Annotated in this window: 22 protein-coding genes; 8 read left to right on the top strand and 14 right to left on the bottom strand. The window is 66.2% G+C overall.

Going from position 1 to position 21,702, the window contains the following annotated elements; genetic code table 11:
• Positions 1-4: 4 nt before the first annotated feature.
• From AC1D2H_RS01590 to AC1D2H_RS01610, 5 genes are read right to left on the bottom strand one after another with little or no spacing between them, the layout of a single operon-like run.
• Entirely contained in the window at positions 5-712 is a 708-nt protein-coding gene (locus tag AC1D2H_RS01590) for a PulJ/GspJ family protein (RefSeq protein ID WP_477935158.1), read from the bottom strand.
• On the bottom strand, positions 709-1,302 hold the full coding sequence (locus AC1D2H_RS01595) for a type II secretion system protein (RefSeq protein ID WP_478009633.1): 594 nt from the start codon (positions 1,300-1,302) through the stop codon (positions 709-711). The genes AC1D2H_RS01590 and AC1D2H_RS01595 overlap by 4 nt, the downstream gene beginning before the upstream one ends.
• The gene (locus tag AC1D2H_RS01600; RefSeq protein WP_477935154.1) at positions 1,193-1,582 is read right to left on the bottom strand and encodes a prepilin-type N-terminal cleavage/methylation domain-containing protein; all 390 of its coding nucleotides are present in this window, start codon (positions 1,580-1,582) and stop codon (positions 1,193-1,195) included. Before AC1D2H_RS01600 ends, AC1D2H_RS01595 begins: the two co-directional genes overlap by 110 nt.
• A 55-nt stretch (positions 1,583-1,637) precedes the next feature.
• A complete protein-coding gene (gspG, locus tag AC1D2H_RS01605; RefSeq protein WP_477935152.1) occupies positions 1,638-2,141 on the bottom strand; it encodes a type II secretion system major pseudopilin GspG in 504 nt (167 codons plus the stop codon).
• A gap of 53 nt (positions 2,142-2,194) precedes the next feature.
• The gene (locus tag AC1D2H_RS01610; RefSeq protein WP_477935150.1) at positions 2,195-3,580 is read right to left on the bottom strand and encodes a hypothetical protein; all 1,386 of its coding nucleotides are present in this window, start codon (positions 3,578-3,580) and stop codon (positions 2,195-2,197) included.
• A 524-nt stretch (positions 3,581-4,104) separates the two neighbouring features.
• Between AC1D2H_RS01610 and AC1D2H_RS01615 the strand changes: the two genes are divergently transcribed.
• From AC1D2H_RS01615 to AC1D2H_RS01650, 8 genes are read left to right on the top strand one after another with little or no spacing between them, the layout of a single operon-like run.
• Positions 4,105-5,973, top strand: coding sequence for a tetratricopeptide repeat protein (locus AC1D2H_RS01615; RefSeq protein WP_477935148.1), 1,869 nt, complete (start codon positions 4,105-4,107; stop codon positions 5,971-5,973).
• Positions 5,974-5,978: 5 nt separating this feature from the next.
• Positions 5,979-7,094, top strand: coding sequence for a DegT/DnrJ/EryC1/StrS family aminotransferase (locus AC1D2H_RS01620; RefSeq protein WP_478009634.1), 1,116 nt, complete (start codon positions 5,979-5,981; stop codon positions 7,092-7,094).
• A 6-nt stretch (positions 7,095-7,100) separates the two neighbouring features.
• Positions 7,101-7,799 carry a WbqC family protein gene (locus tag AC1D2H_RS01625; RefSeq protein WP_478009635.1) on the top strand — a complete coding sequence of 233 codons (699 nt, stop codon included), beginning with the start codon at positions 7,101-7,103 and terminating at the stop codon, positions 7,797-7,799.
• Complete coding sequence (locus AC1D2H_RS01630) at positions 7,796-8,761, top strand: glycoside hydrolase family protein (RefSeq protein ID WP_478009636.1); 966 nt, start codon at positions 7,796-7,798, stop codon at positions 8,759-8,761. Before AC1D2H_RS01625 ends, AC1D2H_RS01630 begins: the two co-directional genes overlap by 4 nt.
• On the top strand, positions 8,761-9,717 hold the full coding sequence (locus AC1D2H_RS01635; protein ID WP_478009637.1) for a glycoside hydrolase family protein: 957 nt from the start codon (positions 8,761-8,763) through the stop codon (positions 9,715-9,717). The genes AC1D2H_RS01630 and AC1D2H_RS01635 overlap by 1 nt, the downstream gene beginning before the upstream one ends.
• Positions 9,714-10,151, top strand: a complete 438-nt coding sequence (locus AC1D2H_RS01640) for a GNAT family N-acetyltransferase (RefSeq protein WP_478009638.1) — start codon at positions 9,714-9,716, stop codon at positions 10,149-10,151. The genes AC1D2H_RS01635 and AC1D2H_RS01640 overlap by 4 nt, the downstream gene beginning before the upstream one ends.
• On the top strand, positions 10,151-10,888 hold the full coding sequence (locus AC1D2H_RS01645; protein ID WP_477935136.1) for a class I SAM-dependent methyltransferase: 738 nt from the start codon (positions 10,151-10,153) through the stop codon (positions 10,886-10,888). Before AC1D2H_RS01640 ends, AC1D2H_RS01645 begins: the two co-directional genes overlap by 1 nt.
• Before the next feature lie 20 nt (positions 10,889-10,908).
• Entirely contained in the window at positions 10,909-12,261 is a 1,353-nt protein-coding gene (locus AC1D2H_RS01650) for an FAD/NAD(P)-binding protein (protein ID WP_478009639.1), read from the top strand.
• On the opposite strand, the gene cysC is transcribed toward AC1D2H_RS01650, so the two are convergent.
• The 9 genes from cysC to AC1D2H_RS01695 all read right to left on the bottom strand — a co-directional run bounded on the left by cysC (position 12,251) and on the right by AC1D2H_RS01695 (position 21,677).
• Entirely contained in the window at positions 12,251-12,838 is a 588-nt protein-coding gene (gene cysC / locus AC1D2H_RS01655) for an adenylyl-sulfate kinase (protein ID WP_477935132.1), read from the bottom strand. The two genes, AC1D2H_RS01650 and cysC, sit on opposite strands and share 11 nt — an antisense overlap.
• A complete protein-coding gene (locus tag AC1D2H_RS01660; RefSeq protein WP_478009641.1) occupies positions 12,786-13,469 on the bottom strand; it encodes a hypothetical protein in 684 nt (227 codons plus the stop codon). Before AC1D2H_RS01660 ends, cysC begins: the two co-directional genes overlap by 53 nt.
• A gap of 68 nt (positions 13,470-13,537) precedes the next feature.
• Complete coding sequence (locus AC1D2H_RS01665) at positions 13,538-15,400, bottom strand: polysaccharide biosynthesis protein (protein ID WP_478009642.1); 1,863 nt, start codon at positions 15,398-15,400, stop codon at positions 13,538-13,540.
• The gene (locus tag AC1D2H_RS01670) at positions 15,397-17,328 is read right to left on the bottom strand and encodes a glycosyltransferase 61 family protein (protein ID WP_478009643.1); all 1,932 of its coding nucleotides are present in this window, start codon (positions 17,326-17,328) and stop codon (positions 15,397-15,399) included. The genes AC1D2H_RS01665 and AC1D2H_RS01670 overlap by 4 nt, the downstream gene beginning before the upstream one ends.
• Positions 17,329-17,341: 13 nt before the next feature.
• Positions 17,342-17,929, bottom strand: a complete 588-nt coding sequence (locus AC1D2H_RS01675; protein WP_478009644.1) for a sugar transferase — start codon at positions 17,927-17,929, stop codon at positions 17,342-17,344.
• Positions 17,926-19,095, bottom strand: coding sequence for a DegT/DnrJ/EryC1/StrS family aminotransferase (locus AC1D2H_RS01680; protein WP_478009645.1), 1,170 nt, complete (start codon positions 19,093-19,095; stop codon positions 17,926-17,928). The genes AC1D2H_RS01675 and AC1D2H_RS01680 overlap by 4 nt, the downstream gene beginning before the upstream one ends.
• Before the next feature lie 19 nt (positions 19,096-19,114).
• A complete protein-coding gene (locus AC1D2H_RS01685; protein WP_478009646.1) occupies positions 19,115-19,783 on the bottom strand; it encodes a methyltransferase domain-containing protein in 669 nt (222 codons plus the stop codon).
• Positions 19,780-21,006, bottom strand: coding sequence for a glycosyltransferase family 4 protein (locus AC1D2H_RS01690; protein ID WP_478009647.1), 1,227 nt, complete (start codon positions 21,004-21,006; stop codon positions 19,780-19,782). The genes AC1D2H_RS01685 and AC1D2H_RS01690 overlap by 4 nt, the downstream gene beginning before the upstream one ends.
• Positions 21,003-21,677 carry a class I SAM-dependent methyltransferase gene (locus AC1D2H_RS01695; RefSeq protein ID WP_478009648.1) on the bottom strand — a complete coding sequence of 225 codons (675 nt, stop codon included), beginning with the start codon at positions 21,675-21,677 and terminating at the stop codon, positions 21,003-21,005. Before AC1D2H_RS01695 ends, AC1D2H_RS01690 begins: the two co-directional genes overlap by 4 nt.
• Positions 21,678-21,702 lie beyond the last annotated feature (25 nt).

Genomic DNA, 21,702 nt, shown 5'->3' on the forward strand with positions numbered 1-21,702 from the left:
GCTCTCACTGCCGCTCCCATTGAGCCCGGCGCATGCGGCCAGGCTCGGTGACGCTCAAGGCCGTCACCAGCGCTCCGCCGACGTCGCCACCCATCTCCAGCCACACGGCCCGTGGCAGGCGCGGCACGCCGGCTCGTGCCGCCCGCATGTCGTCGTCTTCGCCTCCCGCGGCGGCCAGGCGCGTCGAGAGTGGCGGAGGCCACTGATCGAGCCATTGCCCGCTCGCATCAAGAAAGCGGATGGCGCCAGGCTTGCCCTGCCAGGCGAGCACTTCAACCGGCGCGGCAGGGGTTCGCAAACCCTGGGCGAAAGCGTCGGTAGCAGGGGCCTCGGAAAGCATCAACCGCTGTCGCCCCGAGCTGGGATCGGACTCAAAGCGGATCAACAACTTTGTGGCCCGCATACCCGGCAGGCGTTGAGCTTCGGCGCTGGCGATGGTGAGTTGTTGGTTGTCACCTTCCAATTGCCGCGGTGCACCGGTCTGCTCCACCAAGCTGGCCTGAATCAAGCCGCGCAACCATTCGCGGCGCACGACGTCCAGTTGCCCGTCAACGCCCGACCGCTGCAGCAGTTGCTCCACTCTCAGCACCTGTTGCAGGGCCCCCCAGAGCAGCGACGAGATCATGGCCATCAACGCCAGCGTCACGAGCATCTCGACCAGCGTGAAGCCGCGTCGGGCGCGCTCAAGCTTGAACCCAGCAGGCTTCTTCATGGAACGCCAATCTTCGGCGCGGTCGCCGGAGCGGCAAAGACGGACCTCCAGCCGGTGGAGACTTGCTCCCATTCGGTCCGCATGCCGCCGTCCACGCGTGTGATGCTTGCGTTCACGCGGTACAGCCCGATCATCCAGCGCGGCACGATGGCACCGCCAAAATCGAACTCGGGACGCATCGGTTCCAGCAGGGTCGCACGCCAGGTCAGACGCAAGCCGCCCATTTCTCGCTCCCCTTCAGGCTCGGCGACAGGGTTGATCGTCGCCAGCCAGGACACGCCTTCGATCTGCAATTGGGAACGGGCCTGCGACTCACGCAGCCGTGTGGCCGTCGCCAGGTTCTGGTTGATCCAGCCGAAAAGCACCAGCCCGGCGGTGGACAGGATGACCAGCGCAACGATCACCTCGAGCAGGGTGAATCCGCGCGGCCGGGCCCCGACGCGGCAGCTTCGACGGAAGCGAGGCCTGCTCGACATCGCGTCAGGGTCCCTCGACGACACGGCCACTGAAAGGCTCGACCACCCACACTTCGCGCACGCCGCCACGCTTGAACTGCATGCGGCCGCCGCTTGCAGCGCCGGTCGGGTCATAGGTCAGAGGTTCAGGCAATTGCAGCTCAAGTCCCGGTGGGCCTCCCGGGACGGCAGCCAGGATGGCGGCCGCATCCAGCCGTTTTTCTTCCCCGGACAGGAAGGCGCGAACGGGCATGGCTTCGATGTAGGCGCGCAGGTCGGCACGCCAGCCGCGCTCCTGCACGCTGTCCAGCCACCCCGCCGCCCGCGGCAGCACGATGCCCGTTGCCAGTGCCATAAGCGCCAGGACGACCAGCATCTCCAGCAGCGTGAAACCACGGTGGCGGCTGAGGCTCATGTCATTGATGCCGGGACCGTCATCGACGGCTTGGCACGGCCCATGGATGGATAGCTCAGTTGGCCGGCAGAACGCCGAGATCCTGAGCATCGCCCTCGCCACCGGGCTGGCCGTCGGCACCCAGCGAATACAGGGCAAAAGGCTGACCATCACGGCCGGGCAGCGAATATTGGTAGGCCTTGGACCAGGGGTCCAGCGGCACGGTTTCTTCAAGGTAGGGGCCGCGCCAGCGTGAAGCCAAGGCGGGATCGGCGGGCGGCTTGTTCAGCAGGGCCAAACCTTCCTGAGCGGTTGGATAGCGACCGATGTCCAAGCGCAGATTCTCGACCGCCCCACGCAACTGCTTGATCTGGATCGTCGCCGCCGTTATGCGCGACTGATCAACCTTCCTGAAAAGCCGCGGACCCACCAAGCCTGCAATCAAACCGATGATGGCGAGCACCACCAGCATTTCAAGCAGAGTGAAACCGCGCGAACGCAGCTGAGAATCAGAATTGGAGCGGACCATGGGGGTGCAGTTTCGCAAGAGGTCGGCAGTGTAAGTGATGGCCTTGGCCATGAAAAAAGGGCACCCGAAGGTGCCCTTTTTGCTCGGCGCGAAAGCGCTTTTGCTTAGTACGTGTTGGCGCCGTACGGACGCTCCAGGGGGATGTAGCCAGCAGCAGCGCCGTTGATGGCTTGCTGGTACACGCCCTTGACGACGCCGATGTTGGCGTTGATCGTGAAGGTGATCGAACCACGCTTGCCGGTGCTGAACGTGCAGATGTCAGCAGCGTTCAGAGCGGTCGTGCCGGTCGCCAGCTTGCCCGACTTGGCGGTGCCGTACGTCACGGTGACGCCGGTTTCAGCCTGGCAGGTTGCCGAGTAGTCGGCCATCTGCGAACCCGTGTTCTGGAAGAAGAAGCGGGTCAGGTTGCCGTTGGTGTTGTCGTTGTTGAAGAACGCCGAACGCAGCTCGATGCCGTTCGCGCCCCACACCCACCAGCTGGCGTTGCCAGCCAGGGCTTGGGCACCAACGCCAGCCAGCGCCGGGTTCGCAACAGCGGACACGCCGAAGGTACGGGCGGTACCCAGCGACTGCGTCAGAGCGGAGCTCAGGCTGACCTGAACGGCGGTATTGCCGGTCTGGTTCAGTTGCGGGCCGGTCACCGTGAACACGGCGGTACCAGCGGTGGCGTTGTACGTCACGGCAGGAGCGCCGACGGCACCATTGCTGACGATCACGGAGCTGTTGCCAGCGCCGTTGAAGCTCGTGATCAGGCCGGAGAAGTCACCAGCAACGGTCACGACGATGTTCGTCAGGATGCTGTTGGCCGTCACGGCGATGCCGCTGGAATTCAGCAACGAGCCATTGATACCAATGGTGAAGTTGGCGCTGGCGTTGGTGGTCGTGTCGTCGTTCTGAGCGACGAAACCGAACAGCGGCTGGTTACCGGCGTTGAAGTTGACGTCGGCCTTGGTGCCGGTGTCTTGCGTAGCCGTCAGCGTGATAGCGCGGGCAGACGTAGCAACCGTGGCGGTGATGTCGTTGGAGTTGTCGACGCGGGCGGTTTCACCCGTGTCATACAGCGCAACGTTCAGCTTCTCAATCGCACCGACCGTCGCCAGGCTGTGAGCGTTGATGGCCAGGTTGGGGAAGGTGATGTTGCCACCGACGTTGATGTCGGTCGTGACGTTCACGTCCCACACGCACTCGGTAGCCGAGGTGCGCTTGACGGTGATGTTGGCAGCACCGCCACCCGAAACCGTCGGCACAGCGCCGCAGCTCAGGGTCGTCGTGGCGCCAGCAGGCTCACGCACGATGATGGTGAAGGGCTGCGACACCACGCGGGAGACGCCCATCGTGTAGATGACGGGAGACAGGGTGATGGGGCTGCTCGAAGTGATGGCCTCGACAGCATACTTCGCCGTCGTCGAGGACACCGAGCCTGCCTGAGCACCAGCACCACAAACCGCAGCGGTCGCGACGGCCAGGGCCTTGTAGGTGAAGTTCTTCATTAAATGAACCTTCCGGATCGTTGTTGCAACAAATTAACCGAACACAAGCGAAGCTGAACACTCAGACACCGCATTGGGTCGATTGCCTCGGCCCGTTTCCGGACCGCCGCAGCCACCAACGCGGCGACCACTGCGTCGACACAAAGCGCTCATGCTTCGCCTCCCCTACTATGACTGGCACGGCTCAATACCCTCCAGCTCAGCAGGTTGTCCGGCAGCATAGCAGACGATTACAGGCGTTTGTCCGTCCGGCATCGGTCGCGGGTCGGGGTTTGCCCCAGATGCGTTGCTTGTTCACATCAGTAGTCAGCGCCTATGACGGCGCTTTCCCCTCGCCCGTTTGGCTCAGTCAATGCCGCGTCGGCAGCACTGACCTGACCGCACCACAGACAGATCCGGCCTGACCCGCCCTTTAGAATCCTAGGCTCACTTGAGCGATCTGGCCAGCCCGGCGCGTCGCCCACCCCGCACCTGAAGCGTCAAGTCACCGCTTCCCCGCTACAGCTCACGCTCTTCCTCGCGATATGACCACTGCAGATAACCCCGTCCTGGTCGACGAGACCCTCGACAAGCTGGAACGAGCCGTATTTCAACGTCAGACACGGGAAGGCGTTGCGCTGCTGCTGAACCTGCTGAGCTACATCAGCCAGACACGCAACCCCTTCGGGATTCTTGCCCCCACCTGCACGCCAGAACAGCGTCGCGCCGCGTACACGCGGATCGCCGCGATGATCTCGGCATTGCTGTGCAGCCCGGATTTTCAAATTGATCTCGGGCAAATCGAATTTCTGGCGGGCCGCAAGCCCGCACTCGAAGCCATTTTTGAGCTCAGTGGCTACGAGGGCCCGTTTCATTTGCTGCGCTATCACGGCATTCGAAATGCCAATGGCAGCCTGACGCTGAAGCCCAATCAGGTCTTCGTGCTGTCGCTGTTTTATTCATTGGACGATATGCCGGCGGAGTTGATGTCGGGGGTGCTCAAACTGCCGCCGGATCAACTCCTGCCGCTGATGCTGGGGTGGTTTACCGCTCCGTTCGTCCACAACGCCCAGGGCGAAACGAACCGCGGCCTGCTGATCGACAACTCGACCCTCATCGAGGAGGCGGTGCCGACACAGGGCATCATCCAGGCATTGACGTCGGCCTGGATGCACTGCAGCTATGCCGATCACGCGCACAAGCACAATCTCAAGAAATCCCTCAACGCCGTCTGGTTGCGAATCGACAAGACGGGCGGGCTCAAATCCCGAAGCAGCAACTACAGGATCGTTGACCGGCCCACCGTCTTGGTTGCGGCGGAGCGGATGTCCACCGGCCATGCGATGTATCGCAGCTATGCGGCCAGCATCCGCCAGTTGAAGACGCGCTACAACACGGTCTGCATGGCAGTGAAGGGATTTGTCTCGGAATCCGCGTTTGACTTGTTCGACGATGTCATCCTGCTCGAACAGGGCACCAATATGAAAGACATCGGCGCGCACATCGTAAAAATCGCGCCGGACATCATTTACTACCCGAGTCTGGGCATGTCGGAATGGACGCAGATGGTCGCCAACCTGCGATATGCGCCGATTCAGGTCATGACACTGGGACATCCGGCGCCAGCGATGATGGACACGATGGACTACACCCTCGTGCAAGCCGGCCACGGCGAGGCATCCCTGGAATTCGGTGCCAAGGTGCTGGAACGCAAGGCCTGGGGCAGTTTTGCGCCCTATAGCGAAGACATCGACTTCGGCATCGAAAAGCTGCCGTTTGATGATGGCGCCCTCCATATCGCCGTCAACAGCTCCTTGATGAAGTTGTCGCCCAGATTCCTGGCCTTGTGCGAACGCCTGGAAAAGGAATCCACCCGACCCATCCATTTCCATTTCTTTGCCAGTGCTGCGGGTGTCATGTATGACCGCATCCGGCAGGTGTTCGAGCGCCGTTTCAGAAGCTTCACCCTGGAGCCCTCGCGCCCCTACGCGTCGTTCTTGCACCAGCTCAAGCGCTGCGACCTGGCTCTGGCCGCCTTCCCCTTCGGCAACACCAACAGCACCGTCGACACCTGCTTGCTGGGCGTGCCCACGGTGGCCTACTACGCCAACGAGGTGCTCAGCATTGGCGACCGCGACGTGATGCGCATGGTCGGCCTGCCTACCTGGCTGGTGTCGGACAACGATGAGGCCTACTTCCAGGCCGCCATGAAGGTGATCCACGATGACGAGGCCCGCCAGGCCATCGTTGATCAGTTGAAGGCCACCAACGTCAAGGCCAAGCTCTTCCAGCCGCCGAGCCCCGAAGACGCGACCGAATTCGTCGACGCCTTCGACTGGATGTACCAGAACCACGAAGCCCTGCAGGCCAGCTCGCAGCATCTGCTGAAGGTCGGCGAGCCCATCCCCGCCTGAATCCCATGAGCCAGAAACCCATCTACGTCACCCAGCCCCACCTGCCGCCGCTGGAGGAATTCCTGCCCTATCTGAAGGAGGTGTGGGACAGCAAGTTCCTCACCAACGGCGGGCCGATGCACCAGAAGTTCGAGCGGGCGCTGTGCGAATACCTGGGCGTGCCCGAGATCGCGCTGTTCTCCAACGGCACGCTGGCGCTGCTGACGGCGCTGCAGTCGCTGCGCATCACGGGTGAAGTCATCACGACGCCCTATTCCTTCGTCGCGACGGCCCACTCGCTGCTGTGGAACGGCATCAAGCCCGTCTTCGTCGACGTGGACCCGGTCAACCTGAACCTGGACCCGGCCAAGATCGAAGCCGCCATCACGCCGCAGACCACGGCCATCATGCCGGTGCACTGCTATGGCCACCCCTGCGATGTGGCGGCCATCGAGAAGATCGCCGAGAACTACAACCTCAAGGTCATCTACGACGCGGCGCATTCCTTCGGCGTCGAGTCCGACGGCCAGAGCGTGCTGAATGCCGGTGACCTGTCGGTGCTGAGCTTCCACGCCACCAAGGTCTTCAACACCTTCGAAGGCGGCGCCATCGTCTGCAAGGACGCCAAGACCAAGCTACGCATCGACCAGCTGAAGAACTTCGGCTTCGTCGACGAGACCACCGTCGTCGCACCCGGCATCAACGGCAAGATGAGCGAGTTCAACGCCGCCCTCGGCCTGCTGCAGCTCAACCATGTCGACGAAGCCCTGCGCCAGCGCGGCGAAGTGGACGTGCGCTACCGCGCCATGCTGGCCGACGTCCCCGGCATCGAATGCCTGCCGCCCAGCCCCGGCAGCAAGCACAACTACTCCTACTTCCCCATCCTGGTGAAGCCGGAATACGGCGCCACGCGTGACGAGCTGTACTCGGCCATGCGCACCAAGAACATCTACGCACGCCGCTACTTCTATCCGCTGATCAGCAGCTTCCCGATGTACCGCGCCCTGCCATCGGCGGCACCGGCCAACCTGCCGGTGGCCTCGCGCGCGGCCGAGCAGGTGCTGTGCCTGCCCATCTACCCCGGCCTGACGCCGGAGCAGCAGGACCAGATCGTCGACATGATCCGCTCGCAGCGGAAGTAAGCGTCCATGCGGCTGGCCATCATGCAGCCCTACTTCCTGCCCTACATCGGCTACTGGCAGCTGATGGGGGCGGTGGATGCCTTCGTCGTCTACGACCGCATCAAGTACACCAAGAAGGGCTGGATCAACCGCAACCGCATGCTGCAAAACGGCGATGCGGCCATGTTCTCGCTGCCGCTGGCGGCGGGGTCCGACCAGCTCATGGTCTGCGAACGGGATCTGGCGTCGACCTTCGACCGCCGCAAGCTGCTGGCGCAGTTCGACGGCTGCTACCGCAAGGCGCCGCAGTACGAGACGCTGCGCCCGTGGCTTCAGGACGTCGTACTGGACCCGGCCAACAACCTGTTCGACTACCTCTGGCAGTCCATCGTCAAGACGCGCGACCATCTCGGCCTGACGACGCAGCTGATCGTGTCGTCCGAAGTGCCGCATGACGAAGACCTCAAGGCCCAGGACAAGGTACTGGCCATCTGCAAGGCACTCGGCGCCACGACCTATGTCAACGCCATCGGCGGCATGGAGCTCTACGAGCGCGAGGCCTTTGCGGCCGAAGGCGTGGAACTGCGCTTCCACAAGGCCCGCCCCTTCGAGTACGCCCAGTTCGGCGCCGCCTTTGTGCCCTGGCTGTCCATCCTCGACGTGCTGATGTTCAACCCCGCCGCGGTCGTCGACGACGCCGTGCGCCACCAGTTCGACCTGCTGTGACCTCTTATCGCTGGACCAAGCTGGGCCGCCCCTTCGTGCCCCAGCAAGTCGAGGGCCGCCCCTGGTTGCGCAGCTTCGCGCAGGCGCCCCACACCCTGCTGCTGGACGACCGCATCCGCGTCTACTTCTCCTGCCGGCCCGAACCCGATGCGCGCGGCCAGTTCGTCAGCTACTCGGCCTGGGTGGACCTGGACCGCCGCGACCCCATGCGCGTGCTGGACATGGCCACCGAGCCCATCCTGTCTCTCGGCGGCCTGGGCTGCTTCGACGAGTTCGGCACCTACCCGGTGTCGGTGATCCAGCAGGGCGACGTGCTGCGCGCCTACTACGCGGGCTGGACACGCTGCGAGTCCGTGCCTTTCGACACCGCCATCGGCACGGCCATCAGCCGCGACGGCGGCAAGCACTTCGAGCGCGAGGGCGACGGCCCGGTGCTGGCCGCCAGCCTGAACGAACCCTTCGTCATCAGCGGCCCCAAGATCCGCCGCTTCGGCAACCAGTACCAGCTCTTCTACATCGCCGGCCGCTGCTGGAAGATGGTCGACGGCCGCGCCGAGCCGGTCTACAAGATCCGCATGGCCACGTCCGATGACGGCCTGAACTGGCAGCGCGAAGACCGCGACCTCATCGAGAGCCGCATCGAGGCCGACGAGGCCCAGGCCAGCCCCGACGTCTTCGAGTCGGGCGGGCGCTTCCACATGTTCTTCTGCTACCGCTACAGCTCGGGCTTTCGCGGCAAGGAAAAGGGCTACCGCATCGGCTATGCGTCCAGCACGGACATGAAGCACTGGACACGCGACGACGCCAAGGCCGGCCTGGAGCTGTCGGCGGAAGGCTGGGACAGCGAGATGGTTGCCTACCCGCACATCTTCAAGGTCGACGGCGTGACCTATATGGGCTATCTGGGCAACGGCGTGGGCCGCGAAGGGTTCGGCCTGGCCCGCCTGGAAGGGGAGCTCTGATGCACTGGCGCAAGCTCGGCCGCATCTTCAACCCCTTCGAGCACGAACTGCCCGGGGCGGGCGCAGGGTTTGCGCAGTCGCCGCAGGCCGTCGTCTTCGACGACTTCGTGCGCATCTACTTCTCCACCCGCGCCAAGGGCGGCGATGGCAAGTTCCTCAGCCAGGTCGCCTTCGCCGACTTCAGCAAGGACCTGCAACAGGTGCTGCGCGTGAACACTGAACCGGTGCTGGGCCTCGGCGGCCTGGGCTGCTTCGACGAGCACGGCATCTTCCCCTTCAGCCCGACGCCGGTCGGCAAAGAGATCTGGGCCTACACGACCGGCTGGGCCCGCCGCGTGGCCGTCTCCGTCGAGACGGCCGTGGGCCTGGTCATCAGCCGTGATGGTGGCGCGACGTTTGAGCGCGCCGGTCCCGGTCCGGTGCTGGGCCCGAGCGTCCATGAGCCCTGCCTCGTCGGCGACGCCTTCGTGCGCCAGTTCGACGGCCGCTTCCACATGTGGACGATGTTCGGCACCGGCTGGAAGCATTTCCCCGGCGAAGCCGCACCCGACCGCATCTACAAGATCGGCCACGCCAGCTCGGCCGACGGCATCCACTGGACCAAGGACGAAGGCCAGGCCCTGGTGCCCGACCGCCTCGGACCCGACGAATGCCAGGCCCTGCCGGCCGTCATCCGCGTCGGCGAGCGCTGGCTGATGGTGTTCTGCTATCGCGAGGCCTCGGGCTTTCGCACCGACCCGACGCGCGGCTACCGCCTGGGCCAGGCCTGGTCCGACGACCTGCGCACCTGGGCGCGCGCCGACGACCTGCCCCGCTTCGACCGCGACGCCGGCGCCTGGGACGGCGACATGGTCTGCTACCCCCACCTGACCGAGATCGACGGCCGCATCGTGCTGCTCTACAACGGCAACGCCTTTGGCCGCGAAGGCTTTGGCGCAGCCGTGCTCGAGGCATGAACTTCCTGCTCGACAGTGCAGACGCCAGCACGTTGCTGGCCCATCTGCGCGCGGCCGACACGAGCTTCGCGCCGCCGCTGAGCACACGCATCGACCTCGCCGCCTATGCCGACAAGCTGGCCGCCCACGCCCGCCGCGTCGAAGCCTGGCAGGACGACGTCCTCGTCGGCCTCATCGCCATGTACGCCAACGACGCGGCTCAGGGCGGTTTCATCACCAATGTCAGCGTGCTGCCCGGCCACCAAGGCCAAGGCATCGCCGGCAAGCTGCTGACGCGCACGCTGGCCCTGGCCGCCGAGCTGGACCTGCCGCGGCTGCGCCTGGAGGTCTACGCCGACAATATGGCCGCGCTGGCGCTCTACCGCCGGCATGGTTTCAGTGCCGAGGCCTCGGCCGCCGCCGGCCCCACCCTCTTTCTGCATCGAGAGCTTTGATGAGCAATTCCCGCGACTACAACGCCGAGCACGTCGACAACGCGCGCCAGTACGCCTACGGCTTCGACTTCGACGTGATGCATCCGCTGATGGTGCGCTCTTTCGCGCCCTTCTTCCGGCCGGGCAGCATGCTGGAGCTGGGCAGCTTCAAGGGTGACTTCACGGCCCGCCTGACTGAGCACTTCAGCGACCTGAGCTGCGTCGAGGCCTCCGATGTGGCCATGGAAGAAGCGCGTCAGCGCCTGGGCGACAAGGTGCAGTACTTCAACTCGCTGTTCGAGGACGTGCAGCTGCCGCGCCGCTACGACAACATCGTCATGACGCATGTGCTGGAGCACCTGGACGACCCCGTCGCCGTGCTGGGCCGCATCAACCGCGAATGGCTGGCGCCGGGTGGCCGCTTCTTCCTGGCCTGCCCCAACGCGAATGCGCCGTCGCGCCAGATCGCCGTCAAGATGGGCCTGATCGACCATAACGCCGCCGTCACGCCGGCAGAGGCCGAGCACGGCCACCGCATCACCTATGCGCTGGACACGCTGGAGCGCGACGCGACCCGCGCCGGGCTGAAGGTCATCCACCGCTCGGGCATCTTCTTCAAGGCCCTGGCCAACTTCCAGTGGGACCGCCTGCTGAAGACCGACATCATCACGCCGGCCTACCTGGAAGGCTGCTTCCAGCTCGGCCAGCAATACCCGGACCTCTGCTCGTCCATCTACCTGGTGTGTGAAGCCGGTTGAAACGGGCGGTTGATCCCGGCATGCACGTCGCCGTCGTCGGCTCCGGCTTCAGCGGCGTCGCCACCGCCTGGCAGCTGCTGGGCCGCCTGCCGACCGGCAGCAGCATCACGATGATCAACGGCTCGGGCCGCTTCGCGCGCGGCCTGGCTTACGGCACGCACTCGGCCGACCACCTGCTCAATGTGCCGGCGGCGCGCATGAGCCTGGACCCGGCCCAGCCGGGGCACTTCGTCGACTGGCTGCGCCGTGACGATGCGGCCATCGACGGCCATGAGTTCGTCTCGCGCCAGCGCTATGGCGACTATCTGCAGTCGGCGCTGGAGCAGCGCGTGGCCACTTGCGCAGGTGTCGAACTGCGACAACTCGTCGCCCTGGTCGACGACTGCCTACCGACACCGCAGGGCTGGCAGCTCAACTTCATCGATGGCTCACAGGCGGCTTTCGATGCCGTCATCCTCGCCATCGGACACCTGCCACCTCGCCACCCACACGCTGATCTCGCCGGTCTACCTGGCTATGTGGCCGACCCCTGGGCCGGCAGCGCGCTGAACGACCTTGCCTCCGACGCCCCGATCGCGCTGATCGGCAGCGGCCTGACCATGCTGGACGTGCTGATCACGCTGCGTGCCCGCGGCCACCACGGTCCTGTGCTCGCACTGTCGCGTCGCGGCCTGCTGCCGCAGGGGCACCGCCGCAACGAGGGCCCGCCCACGCCCTGGGCGTTGGACCCCGCCATCGCCGACAGTCAACCCCTGCGCCGGCAACTGCGCCTGTTCCGCGCCGAGCTTGCCCGCGCTCAGGCCGCAGGCGTGGACTGGCGCGACGTCTGGGCGGCTTTTCGCGCCCAGACGCCCATGGCCTGGCAGGCGCTGGACGCACGCGGCCGCGGCCAGTTCCTGCGCCATCTGCTGCCCTACTGGGACGTGCATCGCCATCGCGCCGCTCCACAGGCGCGCGCGGTGCTGGAAGAAGACCTCGCCAGCGGACGCCTGCGCCATGTAGCGGGCCGCATCGCGTCGGTCCAAGCCCTCGACAACCAGTTGCGGCTCGGCTGGCGTGGGCGCGCCAAGACGGTAGTCGAGCATTTCGATGCGGATCGAGTCGTCAACTGCTCGGGGCCCAGCTCGGCCATTGATGGCGTCTCGTCGCCGCTGTTGTGGCGACTGCAGCAGGCAGGGCGCCTGACACCCTGCCCTCACGGCCTGGGCCTGCTCGTGGACGAGGGCTATCGCATCCGCGATGCGTCTGGCGAGGGCCAGCCCGGCTTCCACTACCTCGGCCCCCACCTGCGCGCCCAGCGCTGGGAAGCGACCGCCGTGCCCGAGCTGCGCGAGCACGCCGCGGCACTGGCGGCGCAGCTGCTCAGGTCCTGAGCAAGGCCTCGAGCGACGTCACGGCCTCGCTCGCATCGTCGCGGCTGGCGTCAATGCGCAAGTCGGGCGACAGCGGCTCCTCGTAGGGCGCCGACACCCCCGTGAACTGGGTCAGTGCATTGGCCCGCGCATTGCGATACAGCCCCTTGGGGTCGCGCCGCTCGCAGACCTCCAGCGGCGTCGCCACATGCACCTCACGGAAGTTCTCTGCGCCGATGATGTCGCGCGCCATCGCGCGGTCTTCGCGCAGCGGCGAGATCAGCGCACAGATGACGACGAGGCCGGCCTCTCGCATCAGCCGGGCCACCTCGGCCACGCGGCGGATGTTCTCGCGCCTGTCCTCGGGGCTGAAGCCCAGGCCACGGCACAAGCCGGCACGCACGGCATCGCCGTCCAGCACAGCCGCCATGACGCCGGCATCCACCAAGCGGCGGTGCAAGGTCGCCGCCAGCGTGGACTTGCCGGCACCGGACAGCCCGGTCAGCCACAGCACCTGGGGTGCATGAAGAGAGGCCATCATCAGTTCACTTCCTGGCGGCGCTGGCCGCGGCGGCGCTGCGCTGCGCAATGGCTTCATCCAGGCCCGCGATCAAGGCGTCCTGGCGAGGCATCACCTCCAGCAGCTGGAAGCGCATGGCCATCAACTGCATCACAAAACCGAGGTTCGCCTTGTTCTCTGCCACGCCGGCGGAAGGGTCCAGCTTGCTGAGCACATAGGTTTCGACGGCCTCGGCTTTCATCAGGGCCAATTGCTGCCGCAGCGAGCGGATCGTGGGCTCGACTTCCGCCCAGGGCATGGCGAGCACCTGATCACGCAAATGTCGCTGCAACCAGGCCGCGTCGCCGCGGCTGGCGGCCTGGCGGGCCAGCAGCTCATTGAGCAGGCCCGCCGTCTGCCGACCCGACACGCTGTCCTGCAGTTGGCGTGTTTTCTTGACGGCATCGAACACAACTGGCCAGTCCAGCTGCGCTTGCGCATAGACCGTGCGCTGCACATTCAGTTCGATCAACGCTGGTTTGCTCAGCAAGAGCACCGCCTTGCCACGTTCGTCCAGCGCAGCACCGACCTTCGCTAGCAAGGGTTTCCAGGTCGCGGCGGGCGCTCGCAACATTTCGCTGGGCTTGGCCGGCAGCAGAAGGCTGGGTTGCGCCGCCTCGGTGCCTGCCTGGGTCTGCGCGGCGCTCGCTGGCGTGACAACGACAGCCATGAGCACCACCGACAGCGATGCCAGCAAACGAGTAGCCCAATGCGGCCGGCGAGAAGAGATCAACATCATCAGTGCTCCGAATGGGAGGCGTGGAATTCAGAACCAAGCCAGGTACCCAGCAGGGCCCTCGGCTGGGAGGTATCGAGACCGGCCAGGTCGCTCAGCACGCGCTCGCCGGCGCCATCGTCCATCAGCCGCGCCACGCGCACGCCGACGCAGGTCGTCGGCAGGCTGGTCTCCTGGTCGGCCAGCAGCTCTTCATAGAGCTTTTCGCCGGGCCGCAGGCCGGTGTATTCGATGCGGACCTCGTCGGTCGAATGCCCGCTCATGCGGATCATCTGCCGCGCCAGGTCGGCGATGCGTACCGGCTCGCCCATGTCCAGCACCAGCACCTGGCCGCTCTCGCCGATGGCGGCCGCCTGGATGACGAGGCGGGCCGCCTCGGGGATGGTCATGAAGTAGCGAATGATGTCCGGGTGCGTGACCGTGACCGGCCCGCCACGGGCGATCTGTTCCTTGAACTTCGGGATCACGCTGCCGCTGGAACCCAGCACATTGCCGAAGCGCACCGCCATGAAACGCGTGGCCGGATGCCGCTTGGCCAGTGCCGCCAGCGCCATCTCGGCGGCACGCTTGGTGGCGCCCATCACATTGGTCGGGTTGACGGCCTTGTCGGTGCTGATCAGCACGAAACGCTCGGCGCCCACCTCGGCCGCCGCCAGCGCCGCATTGAAAGTGCCCAGCGTGTTGTTGCGGATGCAGGCGGCCGAGTTGTCGGCCTCCTCCATCAGCGGCACATGCTTGAAGGCGGCAGCGTGGAAAACGAGCTGAGGCCGGTGGCGCTTGAAGCAGGCCCGCAGGTGCGACAGATCCTTGACGTCACCGATGACACGCACCAGCGGCAAGTGCGGGAAGGCTTCGGCCAGGGCCTGCTCGATGGCGTAGAGGGCGTATTCGCTGAGCTCGTAGAGCACGATGGACCGCGGGCCATAGCGGGCGATCTGGCGGCACAGCTCGCTGCCGATACTGCCGCCCGCGCCGGTCACCATGACGACGCGCGAGTTGATGCTCTCAGAGATGCCCGCCTCGTCAAGCTGCACTGGCGGTCGGCCCAGCAGATCCTCGGGCTCGATGTCGCGTACCTCGTTGACGCGACGACCGGCCAGCAACTCGGTGCTGCTGGGCACGGTCAGCACCGGCAGGCCGGTGGCGCCGGCCAGGTCCAGCGCCCGGCGCCGCTGCACCACTGATGCCGCCGGCATGGCCACGATCAGATGGGTCACACCATGCAGCTGCGCAAAGCGCCGCGCCTGGGACAGATCACCCAACACCGCAAGGCCGGCGACGCGGCCGCCCAGCTTGGCGGCATCGTCATCCAGGAAGCCGACGACCACCCAGCCCTGGCTGTGCTGGATGCCGGCCACAAGCAGCCGGCCCGCGTCGCCCGCACCCATGACCAGCGCGCGACGCTGCTCCTGCGCGCTGCCGCTGATGCGGCTGCGCATGTGCTCGTAAAGCATGCGATAGCCCATGCGCATCATCGCCAGCAGCATCAACGTGAAGAGGGGATGCAGGGCCAGAACGGCACGCGGCACGGCATGCAGATGGGCCATCAGCACAGCTGCCGCACCGATCAACCCGGCCAGCAGACAGGCCGCCGAAAGGCGCTTGACCTCGCCGAAGCCCGAGAAGCGCCACATGCCCTTGGGCACGCGCAGCAGCCACAGCATGGCAGCGTAGATGGCCATCAGGCCCAGCAGTACCCAGCCGTCGTAATTGGGCCGCGCCGCGAACCAGCGTTCGAATCCCAGGCGAAAGAGATAGGTTGCCTGCCAGGCGATGGCAACGACCAGGACGTCCAGTGCCAGGGCCAGCGCCTCGCGGCGGGGGCGAAGGCGCGTCAGCAGGGTATCGAGAAACTGCCAGTTCATGCGGTCAGAGGAGCCACGCCAAGGCCAGCGAGGGCGTTGCCCAGTGCTTCGAGATCGACGCGGAAGTCGCACTGTATCGCCAGGAAGTGGGAGTTCTGCTGCGCCTCGCCCACAACGAAGCAGTGCTGCATGCCCAAAGATTGGAGCGCGTGCGCCCATGAGGGGAAATTGGCAGCTAACGCCGAACACATCGCGATGACCCGTGTTCCCGGCGCGCAGAAGACGCAGTTTGACAGCGCTGACCCCTGCGCGCCCACCACGACATCAGCGTCATGAAAACGCCTCACCTGGTCAGCGAAACCCAGGGTCTCCGGATAGACCTCCTCGAAGCCCCACCGGCTGACGAGCATGCCGCACACCTCGTCTTCGTTCAGCACTCGGCGTGTCGAACTGCGACGCCTGACCAGGATGCGTCGGCCCTGCCGGCCCGGCCTGCCCAGCGCAGCCAGCATGCGCTCCCGCAGATACGCCAGACCATCGATAGACGACGGAGCCACGGACGCCATCGGTGGCAGATCGCGGCGCATGAGATGCGGGAAGAAAACGTCCGGTCCGGCAAACAGCACCCGATCGACCTGCACGCAATGGCCGGGCGCAATACGCCGGATGACGGCGTCAGGCCCCAGCAGCAACCGAAGCGCCTCGTAGTGGCTTGCGGGCATGCCGTCCTCCACCAGCACGCTGGCCTGAGTCGCACCCGGGTGCTGGTCGATGGCTCGCAACCTGAGCAGATGGTCCAGTAACCAATGGCCGTAGAACCTGGCCGAGGCGCCCAGCAGGGAGATGGCCGTGCCAGACACTGCGACTACGGGCAGATCGCGCAACATGACCTCGCGGGTCGAACCCAGTGCGATCCAACTGTCCGAAAAATAGTCGGTGAGCTCGCCCAGGGCGTGGGTCAGGGGATCGCAGAGAGCCGAGCCGTCCCTGAACAACACGACGTCACTGCCTGCGGCCACCTTGGCATCAAGCGCGTCGGCCACATAGCGTGCGCAGGTCAACGCGGGGCCGACAGCGCCCGTCAGATCAAGGTGGGCGCCGGCGCTCCTTGGCTCGGGAATCACCATGGTTGTGGCCGGTTCGAGCAGCCTGACCGCAGCAACACCCGCCAGTCTCGGATCGATTGCAGCGCGCAGCGGGAAGGGTCCCTGCAGTTGGCTCCCACGTTGAGCCGCCACCGCAGCGCCTTCGGCTTTGCCTTGCCCCTCTTCGAATCGCATGCGAGCCAGCAGCGACAAGGCCTGCGGGTCATCCGGCAACAGCTTCAGGGCTGTCTGAAGCTGCGCCACGATCTTGCCGCGGTAGTCCGACATGGCATTCGCAAGCGCGCTTCTCCATCGGGCTTCGACGTCGGCAGCCTCCGTCGTAGCCTTCGGGAACAGCAGGATCTCTGCCGGTACGCCACGGCCGCTGCGGCCGAACATCAGCCAGGCCCGCAGGACCTGCCCCCTGCCCCACCGCGGATGCGCCTGAATCTGAGGCGCCAGTGCCTGCTCAGCTTGTTCGAACAGGCCATGGTCATACAGCCTGCTCAGCCGATCTTCGACGAGAACGCCAGGGCCAAGCGCGTCAACACCCTGCTTCAGCGCGGCCTTCCAGGACTTCAACATCGGGCGCGCCAGAAGTTCATCAGACAGCTTGGCAGCGAACTGCAAAGCCAGCTCCTGCTGCCCCAAGGCACGCCAGGAGTCCAGCAAAGCCACGTTCAACTCTTCCTGGGCGGTGAAGTGCCGCAAGGCCTGCTGCAGCACATCCACAGCCTGTGCGAAGGCTGACGCGCGCCAAAGCGAGAGCCCCAGAAAAGCCACCGCCGTCGGGTCACCCGGCTTCTCCTGCAGGACAGCGACACACAGATCGACCGCCTGCTGATGCTGTCCGCGCAGGCCGGCCTCGCGAGCGGCCTGCAGTCTGTTGTCCATCGTGCTCATGCGCTCGGCCTTGTCAGCCGCGAACGACGCGAGCCAGCGTCGCGAAGATCAGCCGCAGGTCGGTCGCCAGGCTGGCGCTGGCCGCATAGTCAGCCGACAGCCGGAGCTTGGCCGGCATCACGACCTCGCGGTATTCGCGCTCTGGGTCGGCCGCGGCGGCGAGCAGTTCGGCTTCGCGGCTGAAAGCGAGCGAGGCAGGGTCGGTGATCCCAGGCCGCACCGCCAGCACGCGCTCACGCAGCTCGGCCGGATAGAACTCGACATAGCGCGGCAGTTCCGGCCGCGGGCCGACCAGGCTCATGGCGCCGCGCAGCACGTCCCAGAGTTGGGGCAGCTCGTCCAGCTTGGTCTGGCGCAGCAGTTGGCCCGAGCGGGTGATGCGCGGGTCGACGCCGACCGTGATGGCCGCGCCCGGCTCGACACGCATGGTGCGGAACTTGTGGATGGTGAAGGGCACGCCGTGGCGGCCGACGCGGGTCTGGCGAAACAGCGCCGGGCCGGGCGAGTCGAGCTTGACCCAAATGGCGGCCAGCAGCAGCAGCGGCGACAGAACCAGCAGGCCCAGCGCCGAACAGATCACATCGAACAGCCGCTTGGTCAACTCAGCAGGCCACGCACGGCGGCGATGACGCGCTCGACATCCGCATCGCTCATGGCCGTGTACAGCGGCAGGCTGACCGTGCGCTCGAAGACCTTTTGCGAATGCGGGAACTGCTCTGGCGTCAGGCCGTAGCGGTCGCGCCAATAGGGGTGCAGATGCAGGGGCACGTAATGCACGCTGCAGCCGATGCCGGCGGCATACATGCCCTCGATGAAGGCGTCGCGCGTGATGCCGGCCGCGTCGGACAGGCGCACGACGTAGAGGTGCCAGGAATGCGTGTCGCCTTCGGGCGCCAGCGGCGGCAGGATCAGCGGCAGGCCGGCCAGGGCCTCGTTGAAGCGCATCGCGATCTGCTCGCGGCGCACCTGGAAGGCCGGCAGGCGCTTGAGCTGGTGCAGGCCCAATGCGGCGGCGATGTCGGTCAGGTTGTACTTGAAGCCGGGCGCGATGATCTCGTAGTACCAGCTCGGCACCTTGGCCGTGAAGCGGTCGAAGGCGTCGCGGCTCATGCCGTGCAGGCGCATGACGCGGGCGCGCTTGGCCAGCTCGGCATTGCGCGTGACCAGCATGCCGCCCTCGCCCGTCGTCATCGTCTTGTTGGCATAGAAGCTGAAGACGGTGGCGTCGCTGCCCAAGGTGCCGATCAGCTCCTTCTCCAGCGTCGTCGGCAGCGCGTGGGCTGCGTCCTCGATGACGCGCAGGCCGTGGCGGCGGGCGATGTCGAGAATGGCCAGCATGTCGACCGCCAGGCCGGCGTAGTGCACCGGCAGGATGGCCTTGGTCTTGGGCGTGATCGCGGCCTCGATGGCGGCGATGTCGATGTTCAGCGTGACCGGGTCGACGTCGACCAGCTTCACGTCGGCGCCGAGGTAGCGCACGACCTCGGCGGTGGCCGTGAAGGTGTGGGTCGTCGTGATGACTTCGTCGCCGGGGCCCAGGCCGATGGCCTCCAGCGCCAGGTGCAGCCCGGCGGTGGCCGAATTGACGGCGATGCATTCGATCTGCGGGTCGCCCAGGAAGTCGGCAAAGGCCTGCTCGAAGCGCTTGGCCTTGGGACCGGTCGTGATCCAGCCGGATTTCAGCGTGTCGACGACTTCGGCGATCTCGTCGTCGCCGAGGTCGGGCAGGGCGAATGGCAGGAAAGGAAGGACGGGCTGGGCACTCATGGGGCGGGATTTTCGACGATCAGGGTTTTTCGATCAGCACCAGGCGATGGGTGCGCAGCCAGGGGACGAGGTTGAGCAGCAAATAGGCGGCCGGCAGGGCCCGGGCCAGCGGCGGCGCCAGCGTCACGCGGCGGGCCGTGAAGCGCCCCTGCGGAAAGAGCTCGCGCACGCGCCGCAGCGGCACGCCGCGCACATCGGGGTTGCGCGGGTTGTTGACGGTGAAGTCGTACCAGACGACGGCGCCGCCCGGCTTCAACCAATGCCACATGGCGTCGGCCACGCGCTGCTGCAGAGCGTCGTCGAGGATGGATGAGAAGACGGTGGACTGCAGCACGAGGTCCTGGCTCGCGGGCGCGACGTCGGCCACCGCGGCGTCGCCCGCCATCAGGCGCACGCCTTCGGGCAGGCTGGCGCGGGCCGCTGCCAGGCGCTCGGGCAGCAGCTCGACGCCGCTCAGATGAGACGGTGTCAGGCCCAGCCGCAGCAGGTCCAGCAGATTGCCACCGGCACCGCAGCCGACTTCCGTCGCATGCCAGTCGGCGGGACGGCCCGGGCGGGTGGCCAGCAGCTTCAGCAGTTCGCGCTGGCGCTCCTGCCACATCTGCCAGACCTCGGGGCGCAGCAGGCTGTAGCGGTCGACGGCATCACGGCGCGCGTAACGCTCGGCGATCTGTTCCAGCTCGTTCATGACAAGGCCTCGATGAAGCGGGCTGCCAGCACGGGGTAGGCGTGATGAGCCATGGCGAAAGCACGGCCGTGTTGACCCATGGCCTCGCGCTCGGCGGGCGACAGCGACGCCAGCTTCAGCAGGCCCTGGGCCACGGCCTCGGCATCCTCCGGCGGGACGGTCAGGCCCGCGCCGGCCTCGGCGACCGGGTCGTTGCCGGCCTCCACCGAATGCAGCACCGCACGGCCGGCCATCAGGTAGTCGATGAGCTTGTTGGGCGCGATGCCGAAGCGGTAGATGGGCGTGCGCTGCCAGCCGATGTAGGCAATGTCGAAGTGACTCAGCAGCGTCGGAATCTGGGCCTTGGGGATGGGGGCGAAGAAGCGTACGTTCTTCAGCCCTTCGGCTTCTGCACGCTCGGCCAGCCGCGCAGCCTCGTGGCCGCTGCCGACCAGCACGAAGCTGATGGGCTGGTCGCGCAGCTGGGCGGCAGCATCCAGCAGCACGTCCAGCGCATTGGGCAGGCCCATGGAGCCCGCATAGCCGACGATGACACGGCCGGCGGCGCGTTCGGCGTCGAGATGGGCCTTCAGCGTCTCGCCCAGCGGCGCGCTCTCGCCCTGCCATTCCTCGGGTGCAAAGCCATTGGGCACGACGCGCAGCCGCTTCAGGTCCAGGCCCCGGGACGCCATGTGTTCATGCACGCAGGGCAGCATGGAGACGACGACGTCGGCGTCGCGGTAGGCATCGGCTTCAGCCTTACCGCACATCAGCACGAAGGGGTGGCGCGGCGACATGCCGGACAGCTCGATCAGCGACAGCGGCCAGAGGTCGTGCACCTCGTAGACCAATTTGGCCTTGGCGAGTTTGGCCAGCTTCTTCGCGACCCAGACGTCCATCGGATAGGTGCTGGACGCGATGACGGCATCGGGCCGGAACTCGCGCGTCAGCCGCCAGGCGTCGGCGCGCAGCTGGCGCAGGAAGGACATGATGTTGCGCAGCCGGCCCACACCATTGCCCTGGTAGCTGGGCACCGGCAGCCAGCGGTAGCGGATGCCGTCGATGATCTCCTCGCGCGGCAGCCCGGCCATCTCGGGCTGCACGGCCCGCACATGCGAGTGGCTGGCCGCGACGATGGTGACTTCATGCCCCTGCCTGACCCATTCGCGGGCCAGGTAGTAGGGCCGGAACTCCATGCCGTGAGCGGGCGAGCCGGCGTAGTGGTTGACGAGGAGGATCCTCACGGCGCTAGCGGCTTCTCGGCAACCAGGAAGTAGCCCAGCGGCATGTGCCCGGCGGACTTGAGAGCCAGCCGCGCACCCAAGGGCGTCCGGCCGAACAGGGACGCCGCGCCCTGGACAGCCAAGGCCAGCGCCCCACCCACCAGGGGCACCTTGTCGAGCAGCTTGGCGACCAGGTCGGCCAGCACTTCCAGCGCCCCGCCCAGTGGCTGCATCGTCTGCAACCGCAATCCGTTCAACTGCACGAAGCGCGCCAGCGCGAACTCGGTGTAGCGGTAGTAATCGTGAGGGTGGGCGTGCAGCCAGTAGAAGAACGGCACATTCATCAGCAGCCGCCCGCCGGGCGCCAACAGTCGCGTGATCTCGCTGAACAGCAAGGCCGGTTCGGGAATGTGCTCCAGGACGTCCGACAGGATGATGGTGTCGTAGGACGCCGAGGGAAGAGGCAGCGGCTGGGCCAGGTCACAGCACAGGTCCAGGTGATCGACCGGCGTGGTGGGTGCCCAGTCCACACAGAAGACGCTGTCCACCCGATCGCGGTAAGCCTCGTACAACGGCACCTTGCCACAGCCCAGGTCCAGCAACCGGCCGCGGGCGTAAACCGGGAGATATTTGTCATAGACGCGCGCCACCTGGTCGGTGATGAGGCGCGAGCCCCTTCCGACTTCAGCCACATCCCTGCTGCTGCGCAGTCGTCCG

The sequence above is a fragment of the Roseateles sp. P1_C1_2 genome (assembly GCF_056406535.1).